Below are 14,652 nucleotides of genomic sequence, written 5' to 3' on the forward strand. Positions count from 1 at the left end.
CGCGACGCCGCGCCGACCCACCGGACAGGCCCTGGTTCCGCCGGTTCCGCACCACTCGGGAGAGACATGCCCGCACAGCACCTCCGCCTGCGCCCGTTGACCGCGGCGTTCACCCTCGCCATCTGCCTGACCGCCCCCACCGCGGGCGCCTCGCCCGGCCCTGCCGCGCCCGCCGCGGACTGCGCCCTCCCCGGCCGCACCGGCTGGACCGACGAAGGCCACGACACCGACCCCCGGCAGTTCCAGCGCGCCACCGGCACCCGCAAGACCCTGACCCTCTTCGTCGACTTCCCCGACGCGCCCGCCACCGACTCCACCCGGACCTACGCCCGCCAACTCGGCCCCGCCGCCGGATGGTTGAAGCGCGCCAGCCACGGCCGCGCCCGGCTCGACGTCACCTCGCTGCACCGCTGGATCCGGATGCCCGCGGACTCCGCCTCGTACGGGTTCGAGCGCGGCCTGACCTTCGAGGCGCACGAGAAGTACGTACGCGACGCCGTCACCGCCGCCGACCCGCACGCGGACTTCTCCCGCTACGACATGGTCTACGTCGTCCCCACGCGCGCGGCGGCCGCCATCTCCTTCTCCCCGACCTACCTCTTCGACCCGGGCACGCCCGGCGTCAGCGCCGACGGCAGGCGGATCAGATGGGGCGTCACCTTCGGCCAGGACCTGTGGCGTTGGGGGCGCAAGGTCGTCGCCCACGAGACCGGCCACACGTTCGGCCTGCCCGACCTCTACGCCTTCTCCGGCGACACGCACCGGTACGTGGGCGGCTGGGACGTCATGGGCGACATCGCGGGCCGCGCCCCGCAGCACCTCGGCTGGCACGCGTGGAAGCTCGGCTGGATCCGCGACGCCCAGGTGGCCTGCCTGCCGGGGAGCGGTCGGCGCACGGTGCGTCTGACGCCGGTGGAGCGCGAGGGCGGCACCAAGATCGCCGTCCTGCGCACCGGCGGGACGACGGCGTACGTCGCCGAGTCCCGTCGGGCCGAGGGTCATGACCGCAACGCCTGCTCCACCGGCGTCCTCATCTACAAGGTCGACTCCGCCGCCGAGACCGGCGAGGGCCCCGTCAGGGTCATGAACGCCGACCCGTCCACCACCCCGCCCACCGGCTGCACCCCGCTCGATCAGGCCGCCCACGCCCCCGGCCGGACGTTCACCGACCCCGACACCGGGGCGCGGATCACCGTGGTCGAGGGCGGCCGGAAGGGGGACACCGTCCGACTCGGCAGGCCCTGAGAACGTTCCGCCCTCTGCCCCTGGGGGTGGCCTTCGGGCACGGGAACCAACGGGGATGGCCCTCGACCACGATGCGTGGTCGAGGGCCATCCCCGTTCGGTGTCCTGGGCCGTCCGCCTGTGCTCAGCGCATCGTCACGAAGACGTGCTCAGCCGTCCGCGCGGGGAGTCCGGCGGGCTCCCCGCCGCTGCCGACCAGCACCCCGCCGGGTGACGAGGCCACGCTGCGGATCGACGGTGTGCTGCGCGCCCAGTTCCGCCAGGCCCGGGATCGGGTTGCCGTAGGGCGAGTGCGTCGGGTGCTCAAGGAGTTCCACGACGCGGCGCTCGACGGCCTCGCTCATCACGTGCTCCCAGCGGCAGGCCTCGGCGCGCGCCTGCTCCCGCTTGAGCCCGATCACGTCGACGAGCAGGCATTCCGTGAGGCGGTGCTTGCGCAGCACGCGGGTGGCGGTCCGGCGGCCCTCCGCCGTCAGCTCCAAGTGCCGGTCGGCGGCCACGTGCAGCAGACCGTCGCGGGCCATGCGGGCGACGGTCTGGCTGACCGTCGGGCCGCTCTGGTCCAGGCGCTCGGCGATGCGGGCGCGCAGCGGAGGGACGCCTTCCGCCTCCAGCTCCAGGATGGTGCGGAGGTACATCTCCGTGGCGTCGATGAATCGGGTCATGCCGCTCGTCAGACGGGGGTTTCGGCGGTGGCGGTCAGGACCGCGCGGCCGAGTATGTGGCCGGAGACGGTGAACCCGAGGAAGGCCGGGGTGGCCTCCGCCGGGACGCCGATGGACTCGACGTCGAGGGCGTGCACCACGACGAAGTAGCGGTGCGGGCCGTGTCCGGCGGGCGGGGCGGCGCCGAGGTAGCGGGCGGCGCGGGCGTCGTTGGGCAGTTGGAAGGCGCCCTCGGGCAGGCCCGAGCCGGTGTCGTCGCCCGCACCCGCCGCGAGTTCGGTGACGGCGGCGGGGATGTCGGCGACCGCCCAGTGCCAGAACCCGGACCCGGTGGGGGCGTCGGGGTCGTAGACGGTGACGGCGTAGCTCTTGGTGCCTTCCGGTGCGCCGCTCCAGGAGAGCTGCGGGGAGACGTCCTTCCCGCCGGGGACGCCGGAGATGCCGGAGAGCTGCTCGGGCGGCCAGGCGCCGCCGTCGGTGACGGTGGTGCTGGTCACGGTGAAGGAGGCCGCCTCGGGGAGGCGGGCGAAGGGGTTGTCGGCGGTCATCGCGTCGTTCCTTTCGGGCCGTGCTGCGGGGTGGCGGTGAGGTGGTCCGGTCGACGGGGCGTGCGGCGTCGCACAGCGGGAACCGTCGTCGTCTCTCGCCGCCGATGAATCGACGATAACAGAGATAATCGATTATTGGCAGGATCGTCTATGGTGAGGGCATGACGCAGACGGCCCACACCTCACCCCCGGCACCCGCGTCGGGGAAGCAGATGCTCTCCGAGCAGGTCCACGCACACCTGCGGGACGCGATCATGCGCGGGGACCACGCCCCCGGCGACGCCCTCAAACCGCAGGACCTCGCCAAGGAGCAGGGCGTGAGCCTGGCCGTCGTGCGCGAGGCGCTCGTGCGGCTGGTCGGTGAGGGTCTCGCGGACCGGCTGCACAACCGAGGCTTCGCCGTCCCGGCCTTCTCCGACCGCCGCTGGCAGGAGATCGCCGAGGCCCGCAGGACCGTCGAACCGGTCGTGCTGCGGCTGTCCATCGAGCGCGGCGACGTCGACTGGGAGGCCCGGGTACGAGCCGCCCACCACCGATTGGCCCGCACCCCGGCGTACGAGCCGGAGGAGGGCGAGCACTACACCAGCGCCTGGGCCGAGGCCCACCGCGTCTTCCACCGCACCCTCCTCGAAGGCTGCGGCAACCCCGTACTCCTGGAGACCTTCGACCGGATGTGGACCGCGAGTGAGCTGGCGCGCCGCTGGTCGGCGCAGCGCGACCCCGACCGGGACGGCTTCGGCGAGCACCGCCGCCTTGAGGAGGCGGCGCTCGCCCGCGACGCCGACACGGCGGCCGAGGTCCTGGCCCAGCACCTCACCCAGACCGCGACGGCCCTGACCGAATCGGGCCGCCCCGCACCCGCGAAGGAAACCTGACGGGAGCGGCGGGGTCCTGGGCCGCGCGGCGGCCGTGCGCCGTCTGCCATGTCGTCGGAGCGCCGTGTTGTGTCCCCCGCCGCTTCGGGGAGACTGGGGCTCGCGCGTGTGGTGACTGGTGTCTTTCAGGGGGAGGACCGGTGAGCTTCTCGGCGCTCCACAGCAGTTGCGTGCCGCCCGGCCAGCGATTCGACTGGTGGTGCGAGTTGATCAGCCAGGACGTCGCACCCACCCGGATCACCAGCGAGTACACCGGCGACTTCGTCGCGGGCGCGGGGGCCATCGGGCTCGGCGGCGTCCAGGTGACCACGTTGTCCTTCCCGGCGATCAGATCCGAGCGGACGCCCGCGCTCATCAGGAGATCCGACCCCGACGTGTACGAGCTGACGCTCAACGCGGGCGGCGACATGTGGATCACCCAGGCCCGCAACGAGGCCCGGATGAGCGCCGGTGACCTCGGACTGTGGAACACCTCGCGGCCCTTCGACGCGCGCGGGCTGCACGCGGACGGCGGGGCCTCCCGCGCCATCATGGTGCACCTGCCGCGGGCCGAACTGCCCTTCTCCGACTCCCGCACGGACCAGCTGCTCGCGAGCGCCACCGCGACGGACCGGGGTACGGCGGCGGTCTTCGCCCGGTTCCTGCGGCACGTGGTGGACGAGGCGCCGTCCATGTCCGACCAGGAGCGGGTGCGGCTCGGCCCCGCCGTGTGGGAGCTGGCCGTGGCCTTCCTCGCCGACCGCCTCAACGCGCACGACCGGATGCCGCCCGAGGCCCGCACCCGGATGCTCCTCGCCCGCGTCGACGCCTTCATCGACGACCACCTGGCCGACCCCGCCCTGACGCCGCGCGCCGTCGCCGCCCGGCACCACATCTCCGTACGCACGCTCCACACCCTCTTCAGGACCCGGGAGCGAACCGTGGCCGCCACGATCCACCACCGCCGCCTGGAACGCTGCCGCGCAGACCTGGAGAACCCGGGCCTGCGCGACATCCCCGTCTACGCACTCGCCGCCCGATGGGGATTCCACAGCCCGCCCGCGTTCAGCCGCGCCTTCGCCGGCGCGTACGGGACGCCGCCCGCGGAGTGGCGCCGGGCCGCCATGGGCGTGCGGCCCGCACCCCCGGAAGGGCGGCCCCCGACGGCGGCTGGGCCGGGCATGTGAGCGGCCCGGCCCAGCCTGCGGCTCCCCCTCCACCAGCCGCCGCAAGGGTGCGTACATCGAGCTGATCGTGGGGCGGAACGACCCGCATGACGCCCCCTGGTCCGGCGTGGTGTGCTGCGGTCCCACTGTCGCCCCCGCCGGACCCCGCCGGCATAGCGGGGAGCGCGGGAATCCTTCGCATTCAGCGCAGCGCCCCCTCAGGCCGCCCGCCGCGCCCGCAGCCGATGCGCGCGGATCACGTCCGCGTACAGCCGCCCGCTCCCCTTCACCGTGCGCCGCTGCGTCGCGTAGTCGACATGGACGAGCCCGAAGCGCTTGTCGTAGCCGTACGCCCACTCGAAGTTGTCCAGGAGCGACCAGGCGTAGTACCCGGCGAGAGGCGCGCCCCGGCGGGCGGCGCGGGCGCAGGCCGCGAGGTGTTCGCGCAGGTACTGGGCGCGCTCGGGGTCGTTGACGGAGCCGTCGGCGCGGACCACGTCGGGGTAGGACGAGCCGTTCTCGGTGACGTAGATCTTGCGCGCGCCGTAGTCCTCGGTGAGCCGGAGAAGCAGGGTCTCCAGGCCGTTCGCGTCGATCTCCCAGTCCATGCCCGTGTGCCGTCGGCCGGGGCGGTGGATCTGGTGGGCGTGCGGGGGCGGGCCCGCGGGGTCGTCGGTGACGTGCGCGGGGAAGTAGTAGTTCAGGCCCAGCCAGTCCAGCGGTTGGGCGATGACGTCCAAGTCACCCTGCTGCTCAGGGAGGTCGACGCCGTACACCGCCAGCATGTCGGCGGGGAAGCCCCGGCCGTGCAGCGGGTCCAGCCACCAGCGGTTGGTGTGGCCGTCGACGCGCCGGGCCGCCGCGTGGTCCTCGGGGCGGGAGGTGGCGGGCTCGACGGGGGAGAGGTTGTTGACGATGCCGACCTCGGCGGCGGGGGCGGCGGCGCGGAGGGCCTGGGTGGCCAGGCCGTGGCCGAGCAGCAGGTGGTACGAGGCGCGCACGGCGGCGCCGATGTCGGTGAGGCCGGGGGCCATGCGGCCCTCCAGGTGGCCGATCCAGGCCGAGCAGAGCGGTTCGTTGAGCGTGGCCCACTGCGGCACCCGGTCGCCGAGCCGGTCGGCGACCACGGCGGCGTACGCGGCGAAGCGCTCGGCGGTGTCGCGCGCGGGCCAGCCGCCGCGGTCCTGGAGCGCCTGCGGCAGGTCCCAGTGGTAGAGGGTGGCGTTGGGGGTGATGCCCGCCTCCAGGAGGGCGTCGACGAGCCGGTCGTAGAAGGCGAGCCCGGCCGCGTTGACCGCTCCGCCGCCGCTCGGCACCACGCGCGGCCAGGCGATCGAGAAGCGGTAGGAGTCGACGCCGAGTTCCTTCATCAGGGCGATGTCCTCGGGCCAGCGGTGGTAGTGGTCGCAGGCCACATCGCCGGTGTCGCCGCCTGCGACCTTGCCGGGGGTGCGGGAGAAGGTGTCCCAGATGGACGGGGAGCGGCCGTCTTCCCCGGCGGCCCCCTCGATCTGGTACGCCGACGTGGCGACCCCCCAGGTGAAGGGGTGGGGGAGCGCGCCGAGGTCGGAGGCGTCGGTCACGGAGTTCCTTTCGGCGGGGGGCAGGCGGGGCGACCCGGGCGGGGGAGCGGTCACTTGACGGCTCCGGCGGTGAGCCCGGCGACGAGGTAGCGCTGCAGGAGCAGGAACCCGGCGACCACCGGCACGCTGACGACCAGCGAGGCGGCCATGACCTGGTTCCAGTACACGTCGTTCTGCGTGGAGTAGCCCTGGAGGCCCACGGCGAGGGTGCGGGTGGTGTCGTTGGTCATCACCGAGGCGAAGAGGACCTCGCCCCAGGCGGTCATGAACGCGTAGACGGCGACGGCCACGATGCCGGGAATCGCGGCGGGCACGACGACCCGGAACAGCGCGCCCAGCGGACCGCACCCGTCGACGAGCGCGGCCTCGTCCAGTTCCTTGGGCACCGAGTCGAAGTACCCGATCAGCATCCAGATGGAGAACGGCAGCGAGAACGTGAGATAGGTGAGGATGAGGCCCGCGCGGGAGCCGAACAGGGCGATGCCCGTCGCGTTGCCCACGTTGACGTAGATGAGGAACAGCGGCAGCAGGAAGAGGATGCCCGGGAACATCTGCGTGGACAGCACGGTGACGGTGAACACGCGCTTGCCGCGGAAGCGGTAGCGGCTCACCGCGTACGCCGCGAACACCGCGATGACGACCGAGCACACCGTGGCCGCGCCCGCCACGATCAGCGAGTTCATGAAGTAGTCCGCCAGCGGCACCGTCGTCCAGATGTCGACGTACGGGCGGAACGTGACGGTGGACGGCAGCCAGCGGAAACTGCCCGCGACGTCCTGGAGCGGCTTCAGGGAGCTCGACACCATGACGTACACGGGGACGAGCACGAACCCGGCGAGGAGGGTGAGGAAGACGCGGCGCAGCCACAGGAACGAGCGGGGCGGCGCCATCGGCGAGCGCCGTCGCGCGGTGGCGGGCACCGGCGGGGCCTTGGTCGCGCTAGCCATCGGAGGCCCTCCTTCCACGGGAGGTGAGAAGCAGATACGCGGCCGTCACCACGAGCAGGAAGAGCAGCAGCAGGACCGACATCGCGGAGCCCGTGCCGAAGTTCCAGGTCACGAACGACGACTGGTAGATGTGGATCGAGATGAGGTCCGCCGACTCCGGCGCCGACTTGCCGAACAGCAGATACGGCGTGTTGAAGTCGTTGAAGGTCCACAGGAAGAGGACCAGGACCAGGACCTGGTTGACCGGCCGCAGCGAGGGCAGTGTGATGTGGCGGATCTGCTGCCACATCCCGGCACCGTCGATGGCGGCCGCCTCGTACAGCTCCTTGGGGATGTTCTGCAGACCGGCCGTCACGATCAGGAAGACGAACGGCCAGTGCTTCCACACCGACACGGTGGCGAGCGCGAAGAAGCTGTTGTCGCCGATCAGCCAGAACGGCCGGCCGTCGGTGATGCCGAGCTGGTCGTGCAGCACGTGATTGACCAGGCCGTTGTCGCGTTGGAACATGAACGCCCAGGTGATCACGGCCGCGTACACGGGCAGCGCGTACGGAGTGAGGAACAGGGCGCGCAGCAGGCCCCGGCCGCGGAACTGGTCCTGGAGGAACAGCGCCGCCGCCGTGCCGATCAGCCAGCACAGGCCCACCGACACCACGGTGAAGGCGCAGGTGACGAAGAACGAGTGCAGCAGCGCCTCACCCACGGGCGCGTCGAAGTCGACCGACAGGGAGTAGTTGTCGAGCCCGGCCCAGGGCGCGGCGCCCCAGTCGCTGATGTAGAACTGGGTCAGCTCCTTGAAGCTCATGAAGATGCCGACGGCCATCGGGATCAGATGGACGAGCAGTTCGAGCAGGAGCGCGGGCAGGAGCAGGAAGTAGGGCAGGGCGATGCGGCGCAGCCGCCCGCGTGGACGGCGTTCCCGCGGCGGCGCGCCGGGTGCCTCCTTCCGCACGGGCGCGGTGTCCGCCCCGTCGGGGGAGGCCTCGTCGTCGGCGGTGGTCAGAGCGGTCATGGCGCGGCTCAGCCCTTCGGCATCTGCTGCTGCGCCTTGGTCAGCGCCGACTTCACCGAGCCTGTGGTCACCGGGCGGCCCTCGGCGGCGTCGGCGAACAGCTCCTTGATGGCGGTGCCGACCGTCGTCTCGAACTGCGACTCGTTGGGCACCTGCGGCAGCGGCGCCGCGCTCGTGGCGAGCGTGTCGCGCAGCACGGCGGTCTCCGGGCGGGCGAACGCCGGGTCCGACTGGGCGGCCTTCACCGGCGGGATCGAGCCGTAGGCCTTGTTGAGCCCGGTCTGCTCGGCGTCGCTCGTCATGAACTTCACGAACTTCACCGCGCCGTCGAGGTTGTCGGTGTTCTTGAAGACGGCGAGGTTGATGCCCGCGACCATCGAGTTGACCTGCTTGCCGGTGCCCGGCGTTCCCGAGGGCACCGGCACCGGGGCCACGCCCCAGTCGGCGGGCTTCATGCCGTGCGCCTCGAAGGTCGTCGCGGCCGCCTGCCAGAGCACCATCGCCGTCTTGCCCTTGGCGAAGTCCTGGAGCGACTGGTTCCGCGCGTACTCGGCGTTGCCCGGCGCGATGATCTCGTCCTTGGCCATGAAGTCGACGTACTGCTTCACGGCGGCGACGGCGCCGGCGGACGTGAACGTCGGCTTCCCGGCGGCGTCGAAGAAGTCCGCGCCGTGCTGCTTGCCGAGGACATGGGCCTGGTGGATGTTGTTCACCAGGTTCGAACCCTCCGCCCCGAGCGCCCACTTGCCGCCCTTGGAGAGCTTCTTGCCGTCGGTGACCAGCTGCTCCCAGGTCGCGGGCGGCTTCTCGACGCCCGCGTCCTTGAACATCTTCTTGTTGTAGTAGAGGGCGTACGCGAGTGAGTACAGCGGCACCGCGGCGGGGTCCTTGCCCTGCGCGCCCGTCGAGCCGAGCGCGGCCGACAGGAACCGGTCCTTGCCGCCGATCTGCCCGAACCGCTTCGCGTCCCACGGCAGCAGCGCGCCGCCCGCCTGCAGCGAGGACGACCAGGTGTTGCCGATGTTCAGCACGTCGGGGCCCTGGCCCGAAGTGGTCGCGGCCAGAATGCGGTTGAGCAGGTCGGACCAGGGGATGACCTCCAGCTTGACCTTGATCCCGGTCCGCTCCTCGAACTTCTCGAGCCGAGGCGTGAGGATCTTCTTGTCGGCCTCGATGTTCGGCCCCTGGTTCGACGCCCAGTACGTGAGCGTCTTCGGCGAGTCGTTGCTCCCGCCGCCCGTGGCGGTGCCGCCGCCGCACGCGGTGGCGGCGAGAGCGGTGACCGCGGTGACGGCGGCTGCGGCACGGAGTCTGCGCATGACGGATGCGCCCCTTTCCGGGGAGGATCTCGGCGGTGGCTGCGCTCAAGTGCCGGAGCGCGCCGCCGCGTCGGGGCGTCCCGTGTGTGCTGAGAGGGGTCCCCGCGACGGTTGTGTTCAGCGCTTGAACGAGCTTCACGACTTAATTTAGGACGTGAGTTAAATCCTGAAGACAAGTCGCGTCAAGGGGTACGGCACGGGTATGTTGCGAACGGGGAGAGGAGCCACATGGCCGAGCGGAACAGCCGAACCGTGCGTGACCTGCGTCTGGGCAACCGGGCTTCGGTGCTGCGCCGGTTGTACTTCCACGGGCCGATGAGCCGCCAGGCGCTCGGCGGCGCGACCGGGCTCAGCTCCGGTTCCGTCAGCAACGTGGTCGCCGAACTCACCGCCGACCACCTCTTGGAGGAGGCCGGCGTCGTCGAGTCCGACGGCGGCCGCCCCCGCACCCTGCTGCGGGTGGCCCCCGGCAGCGGCCACCTCATCGGCGTGGACGTCGGCGAGACCCGTGTCCGGGTCGAGGCCTTCGACCTCGCCCTCACCGAACTCGCCCGCACCGAACGCCCGTTGACCCCGACCGGCCACGACGTCGAGGCCATCGTCGCCCACATCCGCGACGGCATCGCCGAGGTCACCGCAGCCGCCGGGCTCACGGCGGGCGAAGGGCTCGGCGGACCGGGCGGCGGGAGTGCCGTCGGCGGGGGCCTCATCGGCGTCGGCGTCGGCGTCCCCGGCATCGTCGAGACGACCGCCCCCGGCGGCGCCCTCGTCCATGGCCAGACCATCGGCTGGGACGCGGTGCCCCTCGAATCCCTCCTCCGCGAGGCCGTCCGACTCCCGCCCGACACCACGTACTTCATCGACAACGGCGCCCGTGCGCTCGGCCAGGCCGAGATGTGGTTCGGCGGCGGCCGCGGGGTGCGCGACGCCGTCATCGTCCTCTTCGGCTCCGGCGTCGGCGCGTGCATCGTCACCGACGGGGTGATCCACGGCGGCGCGCACGGCGGGCCCGGCGAGTGGGGGCACCTGACCGTCCACGTGCGCGGACGGCGCTGCCGGTGCGGGGCGCTGGGCTGCCTGGAGGCGTACGCGGGGGCGGAGGCACTCCTGGAACGCTGGCGCGAGGCGGGGGGCGAGCCGCCCGGGACCGGGGAGGAGAGCGGGGTCGCCGCGCTGCTCGCGGCCGCGCACCCCGTGGACGGCGGTGCCGTCGACCCCGTGGCGCGGGCCGTGCTCGACGAGACCGCCGAGTATCTGGGCGCGGGCATCTCCGGCCTCGTGAACCTCTTCGGCCCCGAACGGGTCCTCGTCGGCGGCTGGGCCGGACTCGCCCTCGGCCCGCACCTCCTGCCCGCCGTCCGCGCGCACGCCGCCGCGTACTCCCTGCGGCATCCGGCGGCCCGAGTCGTCGTGGAACTGGGCGAGTTGGGCCCGGACGCGGTGACGGTGGGCGCGGCGACGCTGCCGCTCGCGGACTTCCTGGCGCGGGGCGGGCGGCGGCGCCAGGAGACGGGGGAGGCGCCCGGGGCGGGGCCGTTGCTGGGCTCGGCGCCCCGCGCGGCGCTCTGACCCGGCCCCGCCCCCGGTCACTCGTCCACTGCCGGCCTGCTCACTTCTCCAGGAACGCGACCAGCGCCTCGTTCACTTCCTGGGCGTGGGTCCAGAGCAGGCCGTGCGGGGCGCCGTCGATCTCGACGTACGTGGAGTCCGGCAGGATCTCGCGGAACGCGCGTGCGGTGGCGTCGATCGGCAGGATGCGGTCGGCGGTGCCGTGCAGGAGCAGCGTGGGGACGCCGGAGGCGGCGATGGCGGCGGAGTCGTCCCGGAAGTCCGTGGTCCACGTCGGCACGGCCGCGACCGAGGCGTGGGCGGAGGCGCCCGCGGCCACGTTCCAACTGGCGCGCAGTGCCGCCTCGCTGAGGCGGGAGCCGAGAGTCTCGTCGGTGTTGTAGAAGTCGGCGTAGAAGGCGTCGAAGTAGGCGTACCGGTCGGCCTGTACGGCGGCGAGGATGCCGTCGAAGACGGACTGGTCGACGCCGCGCGGGTTGTCGTCCGTCTTCAGCAGGAACGGCTGGAGCAGCCCGAGGAAGGCGGCCTTGGCGACGCGCTCCGTCCCGTACGTCGACAGATAGCGGGTGACCTCGCCGCTGCCCATCGAGAACCCGACGAGCACGGCGTCCCGCAGGTCGAGCGTGCGCATCAGTATGTCCAGGTCCGAGGCGAACGTGTCGTAGTCGTAGCCGGTGGTCGGCTGGCTGGACCGCCCGAAGCCGCGGCGGTCGTACGTGATGACGCGGTGCCCGGACTGAAGCAGCGCGGGCACCTGCTTCTCCCAGGAGTGCCCGTCCAGCGGGTAGCCGTGGATGAGCACCACGGGGCGGCCGGTGCCGTGGTCCTCGTAGTAGAGGTCGATCGACGCGCTGTTCTCGGTACCGACGGTGATGTACGGCATGGCAGTCCCCTTCGTTCCCTCTGGTCGTCTGGCGTGCTGACGTAGAAACACCGTACACGATTACATCGCACACGAGGCAATCGCTCGCGCTTCGTCTGTCTTACAGTGGTCCCCATGGAAGGCACGAGGAAAGACACGTCACCGCTGGCCGAACTGCTCTGCTTCGACCTCTACGCGGCCTCGCGCAGCGTCACGTCCGTGTACCGGGTGCTCCTCGACCCCCTCGGTCTGACCTACCCCCAGTACCTGGTGATGCTGGTCCTGTGGCGCCGCGGCGACAGCACGGTCCGTGAGCTGGTGGAGGAGCTGCAGCTTGACTACAACACGCTGTCCCCCCTCCTGAAGCGGCTGGAGGCGCGAGGGCTCGTGCAGCGCCACCGACGCCCGGACGACGAGCGCTCGGTCGCCGTCGTCCTGACCGCCGACGGCCGGGCGATGCGGGACCAGGCGGCGCATGTGCCTGCGGCGATCGGCGACGCGATGGGGGTCGACGAGGCGGAGATCGCCGCACTGCAGGGGGTGCTGCGGAGGATCACGGCCCATGCGGGGGCTCGGGCTGCGGCGTTGGGTGGGCGGGGGGCCTAGGCCTGGGGTGCTGGCCGGTGGGGGAGCGAAGTCGCGGCGGACGGCACGATCTCCCACCCTTTCCGGTCAGGCAGGACGCGTCCTGACGCGTCCTGTCGTGTGTGACTAGTCCAGAACCAACGTTCGATAAAAAGCCGCATCCCGAGAGAGATCCAACCGACCGGAGCCTGAACGAAGAGAAGGAGGGACAGGGCGGCGCTGCTGGCAAGGAGCCTGTCGGTGCCGGGAAGCCCGCACGTGCGGGCAAGTCCTCCGGCGCCGCCGACGTCGGGAGCGCTCGCAAGCCCGAGGGCTCCGCGAACGCCGAGGGCTCCGCGCAAGCCGACGACTCCGAGAGCGTCGGCGGCGCCGAAAAGAAGGAGGGCTCCGAACGGCTCCCCGCCCGTGAGACCTGGGCTGTCCTCTACCGCCACTTCCGGCCCCACCGCGGCATCGTGGGGCTCGGCGCGCTGTTCACCCTGATCGGCGCCGCCACCGGCCTCGCGCAGCCGGTCGCGGTGGAGCAGTTGGTGAGCCGGCTGCAGGACGACGAGTCGATCACGTCGATTCTGGTGCTGCTCACGGGGCTGCTGGTGATCGGGACGGCCGTCGAGTCCGTCGGCAGCTACATCCTGGAGCGCACCGCGCAGTCCGTCGTCCTCGACTCGCGGCGCTCCCTCATCGGGCGGCTGCTGCGGCTCAAGGTCTCGGAGATCGAGCGGGTGCAGCCCGGTGACCTGATGTCCCGTGTCACCTCGGACACGACGCTGCTCCAGGCCGTCACCACACAGGCCGTGGTGTCCGCGTTCTCCGGTGCGCTCACCGTCGTCGCGACCATCGTGATGATGGCCTTCATGGACCCGGTTCTCCTCGGCGTCACGCTCGGCGTGATCGTCCTCATCGGGGCCGCGACCGGCCTGGTCATGCCGAAGATCTCCAAGGCGACGCAGCGGTCGCAGGAAGCCGTCGGCATGATTTCGACCGCCTTGGAGCGGGCCTTCGGCGCGTTCCGCACGTTGAAGGCGTCAGGTGCGGAGGAGCGCGAGGTCGCCAAGGTCGAGGCAGCCGCGCGCGAGGCCTGGCGGCACGGGGTGAAGTCGGCCAAGTGGCAGGCGGTGGCGTGGAGTTCGATGGGCTTCGCCATCCAGGTGTCGTTCCTCGCGGTGCTCGGCGTCGGCGGTGCGCGGGTGGCGTCCGAGGCGATCTCCGTCGCGACCCTCGTGGCGTTCCTGATGCTGCTCTTCTACCTGATCGACCCGGTGAGCCGCCTCGTCGACGCCGTCACCCAGTACCAGGTGGGCTCCGCGGCGGTCGCCCGCATCGTGCAGGCGGAGCGGATGGAGACCGAGGAGAGCGGCACGGCGGGCACCCCGGCGCCGCGGCCCGGCCGTCGCGCGGCCGAGCGGCGGCCCGCCTCCATCCTCTTCGAGGACGTCACCTTCCGGTACCGCCCGGACCTGCCCTACGTCCACCACGGAGTGACCTTCGCCGTCCCCGGCCCCGGCATGACCGCCTTCGTCGGCCCGTCCGGCGCTGGCAAGACCACCGTCTTCGGTCTGGTCGAGCGCTTCTACGACGCGACGGGCGGCCGCGTCCTCGTCGACGGCCAGGACGTACAGGACTGGCCGCTCGCCGAGTTGCGCGCCACCATCGGGTACGTCGAGCAGGACGCCCCCGTCCTCGCGGGCACCCTGCGCGAGAACCTGATGTTCGCCGCGCCGGACGCCACCGACGCCGACATCCACGACGTCCTCGTACAAGCACGCCTCGACAGCCTCGTGGAAAAGCTGCCCGACGGCCTGGAGACCGTGGTCGGCCACCGCGGCTCCAAGCTCTCCGGCGGTGAACGCCAGCGCGTGGCCATCGCCCGCGCCCTGCTGCGCAAGCCCCGGCTGCTGCTCCTCGACGAGGCGACCTCGCAGTTGGACGCCGTCAACGAGCTGGCGCTGCGCGACGTCGTCGCCGAGGTGTCGAAGACCGTGACGGTACTCGTCGTCGCGCACCGCCTCTCGACCGTCACGCTGGCCGACCGGATCGTCGTCATGGACGCGGGCCGGGTGCGCGCGGTCGGCACCCACGACGAACTCGTCGAGGGGGACCCGCTGTACGGGGAGCTCGCCGCGACGCAGTTCCTGGCGACGTCGGCCTGAGCGGGAGTCACGGACTGGTCCTGACGGGTGCGGGGGAGGGCGGCCGCGGCACGCGTGGCCGCCGCCCCCGGCCCGCCACGCCGCGCGGAAAGCCGCGCTCCACGCCCTGCGGAGCGCGGTGCTCCGCACCCGGCGAAATGCGCTCGGC

Annotated in this window: 12 protein-coding genes and 1 pseudogene; 6 read left to right on the forward strand and 7 right to left on the reverse strand. The window is 72.1% G+C overall.

Annotated elements, in window-relative coordinates; translation table 11 throughout:
* The first annotated feature begins 66 nt into the window (after positions 1-66).
* A complete protein-coding gene (locus IE274_RS10020) occupies positions 67-1,245 on the forward strand; it encodes a M6 family metalloprotease domain-containing protein (protein ID WP_190115260.1) in 1,179 nt (392 codons plus the stop codon).
* A gap of 123 nt (positions 1,246-1,368) precedes the next feature.
* Here the strand turns inward: IE274_RS10020 and IE274_RS10025 are convergent.
* Together IE274_RS10025 and IE274_RS10030 are read right to left on the reverse strand one after the other, a co-directional pair.
* Positions 1,369-1,909, reverse strand: a pseudogene (locus tag IE274_RS10025) (metal-dependent transcriptional regulator).
* A gap of 8 nt (positions 1,910-1,917) precedes the next feature.
* Positions 1,918-2,457, reverse strand: coding sequence for a YbhB/YbcL family Raf kinase inhibitor-like protein (locus tag IE274_RS10030; protein ID WP_190115261.1), 540 nt, complete (start codon positions 2,455-2,457; stop codon positions 1,918-1,920).
* Positions 2,458-2,618: 161 nt separating this feature from the next.
* On the opposite strand from IE274_RS10030, the gene IE274_RS10035 reads away from it, so the two are divergent.
* Both IE274_RS10035 and IE274_RS10040 read left to right on the forward strand, forming a co-directional pair.
* A complete protein-coding gene (locus IE274_RS10035) occupies positions 2,619-3,332 on the forward strand; it encodes a GntR family transcriptional regulator (protein WP_190115262.1) in 714 nt (237 codons plus the stop codon).
* A gap of 140 nt (positions 3,333-3,472) precedes the next feature.
* Positions 3,473-4,498 (forward strand): AraC-like ligand-binding domain-containing protein, encoded by a 1,026-nt coding sequence (locus tag IE274_RS10040; RefSeq protein WP_190115263.1) that lies wholly within the window; start codon positions 3,473-3,475, stop codon positions 4,496-4,498.
* Positions 4,499-4,695: 197 nt separating this feature from the next.
* Here IE274_RS10040 and IE274_RS10045 read toward each other — a convergent pair whose 3' ends face one another.
* Genes IE274_RS10045 through IE274_RS10060 form a run of 4 tightly spaced genes read right to left on the reverse strand, consistent with a single transcriptional unit; the run spans position 4,696 to position 9,338 of the window.
* Entirely contained in the window at positions 4,696-6,060 is a 1,365-nt protein-coding gene (locus tag IE274_RS10045) for a GH1 family beta-glucosidase (protein ID WP_190115264.1), read from the reverse strand.
* A gap of 50 nt (positions 6,061-6,110) precedes the next feature.
* On the reverse strand, positions 6,111-7,007 hold the full coding sequence (locus tag IE274_RS10050; RefSeq protein ID WP_190115265.1) for a carbohydrate ABC transporter permease: 897 nt from the start codon (positions 7,005-7,007) through the stop codon (positions 6,111-6,113).
* On the reverse strand, positions 7,000-8,019 hold the full coding sequence (locus tag IE274_RS10055; protein WP_190115266.1) for a carbohydrate ABC transporter permease: 1,020 nt from the start codon (positions 8,017-8,019) through the stop codon (positions 7,000-7,002). Before IE274_RS10055 ends, IE274_RS10050 begins: the two co-directional genes overlap by 8 nt.
* A gap of 8 nt (positions 8,020-8,027) precedes the next feature.
* Entirely contained in the window at positions 8,028-9,338 is a 1,311-nt protein-coding gene (locus IE274_RS10060; protein WP_190115267.1) for an ABC transporter substrate-binding protein, read from the reverse strand.
* 228 nt (positions 9,339-9,566) lie between these two features.
* On the opposite strand from IE274_RS10060, the gene IE274_RS10065 reads away from it, so the two are divergent.
* Entirely contained in the window at positions 9,567-10,907 is a 1,341-nt protein-coding gene (locus tag IE274_RS10065; RefSeq protein ID WP_190115268.1) for an ROK family transcriptional regulator, read from the forward strand.
* Between the two features lie 40 nt (positions 10,908-10,947).
* On the opposite strand, the gene IE274_RS10070 is transcribed toward IE274_RS10065, so the two are convergent.
* On the reverse strand, positions 10,948-11,790 hold the full coding sequence (locus IE274_RS10070; protein ID WP_190115269.1) for an alpha/beta fold hydrolase: 843 nt from the start codon (positions 11,788-11,790) through the stop codon (positions 10,948-10,950).
* 114 nt (positions 11,791-11,904) lie between these two features.
* Here IE274_RS10070 and IE274_RS10075 point away from each other — a divergent pair, with 114 nt between their 5' ends.
* Positions 11,905-12,375 carry a MarR family winged helix-turn-helix transcriptional regulator gene (locus IE274_RS10075; RefSeq protein WP_190115270.1) on the forward strand — a complete coding sequence of 157 codons (471 nt, stop codon included), beginning with the start codon at positions 11,905-11,907 and terminating at the stop codon, positions 12,373-12,375.
* Between the two features lie 431 nt (positions 12,376-12,806).
* A complete protein-coding gene (locus IE274_RS10080) occupies positions 12,807-14,504 on the forward strand; it encodes an ABC transporter ATP-binding protein (RefSeq protein ID WP_190115372.1) in 1,698 nt (565 codons plus the stop codon).
* Positions 14,505-14,652: the final 148 nt, after the last annotated feature.

It is taken from the genome of Streptomyces flavofungini (assembly GCF_014650815.1).
In the GTDB taxonomy this organism is placed as follows: Bacteria; Actinomycetota; Actinomycetes; order Streptomycetales; family Streptomycetaceae; genus Streptomyces; species Streptomyces flavofungini.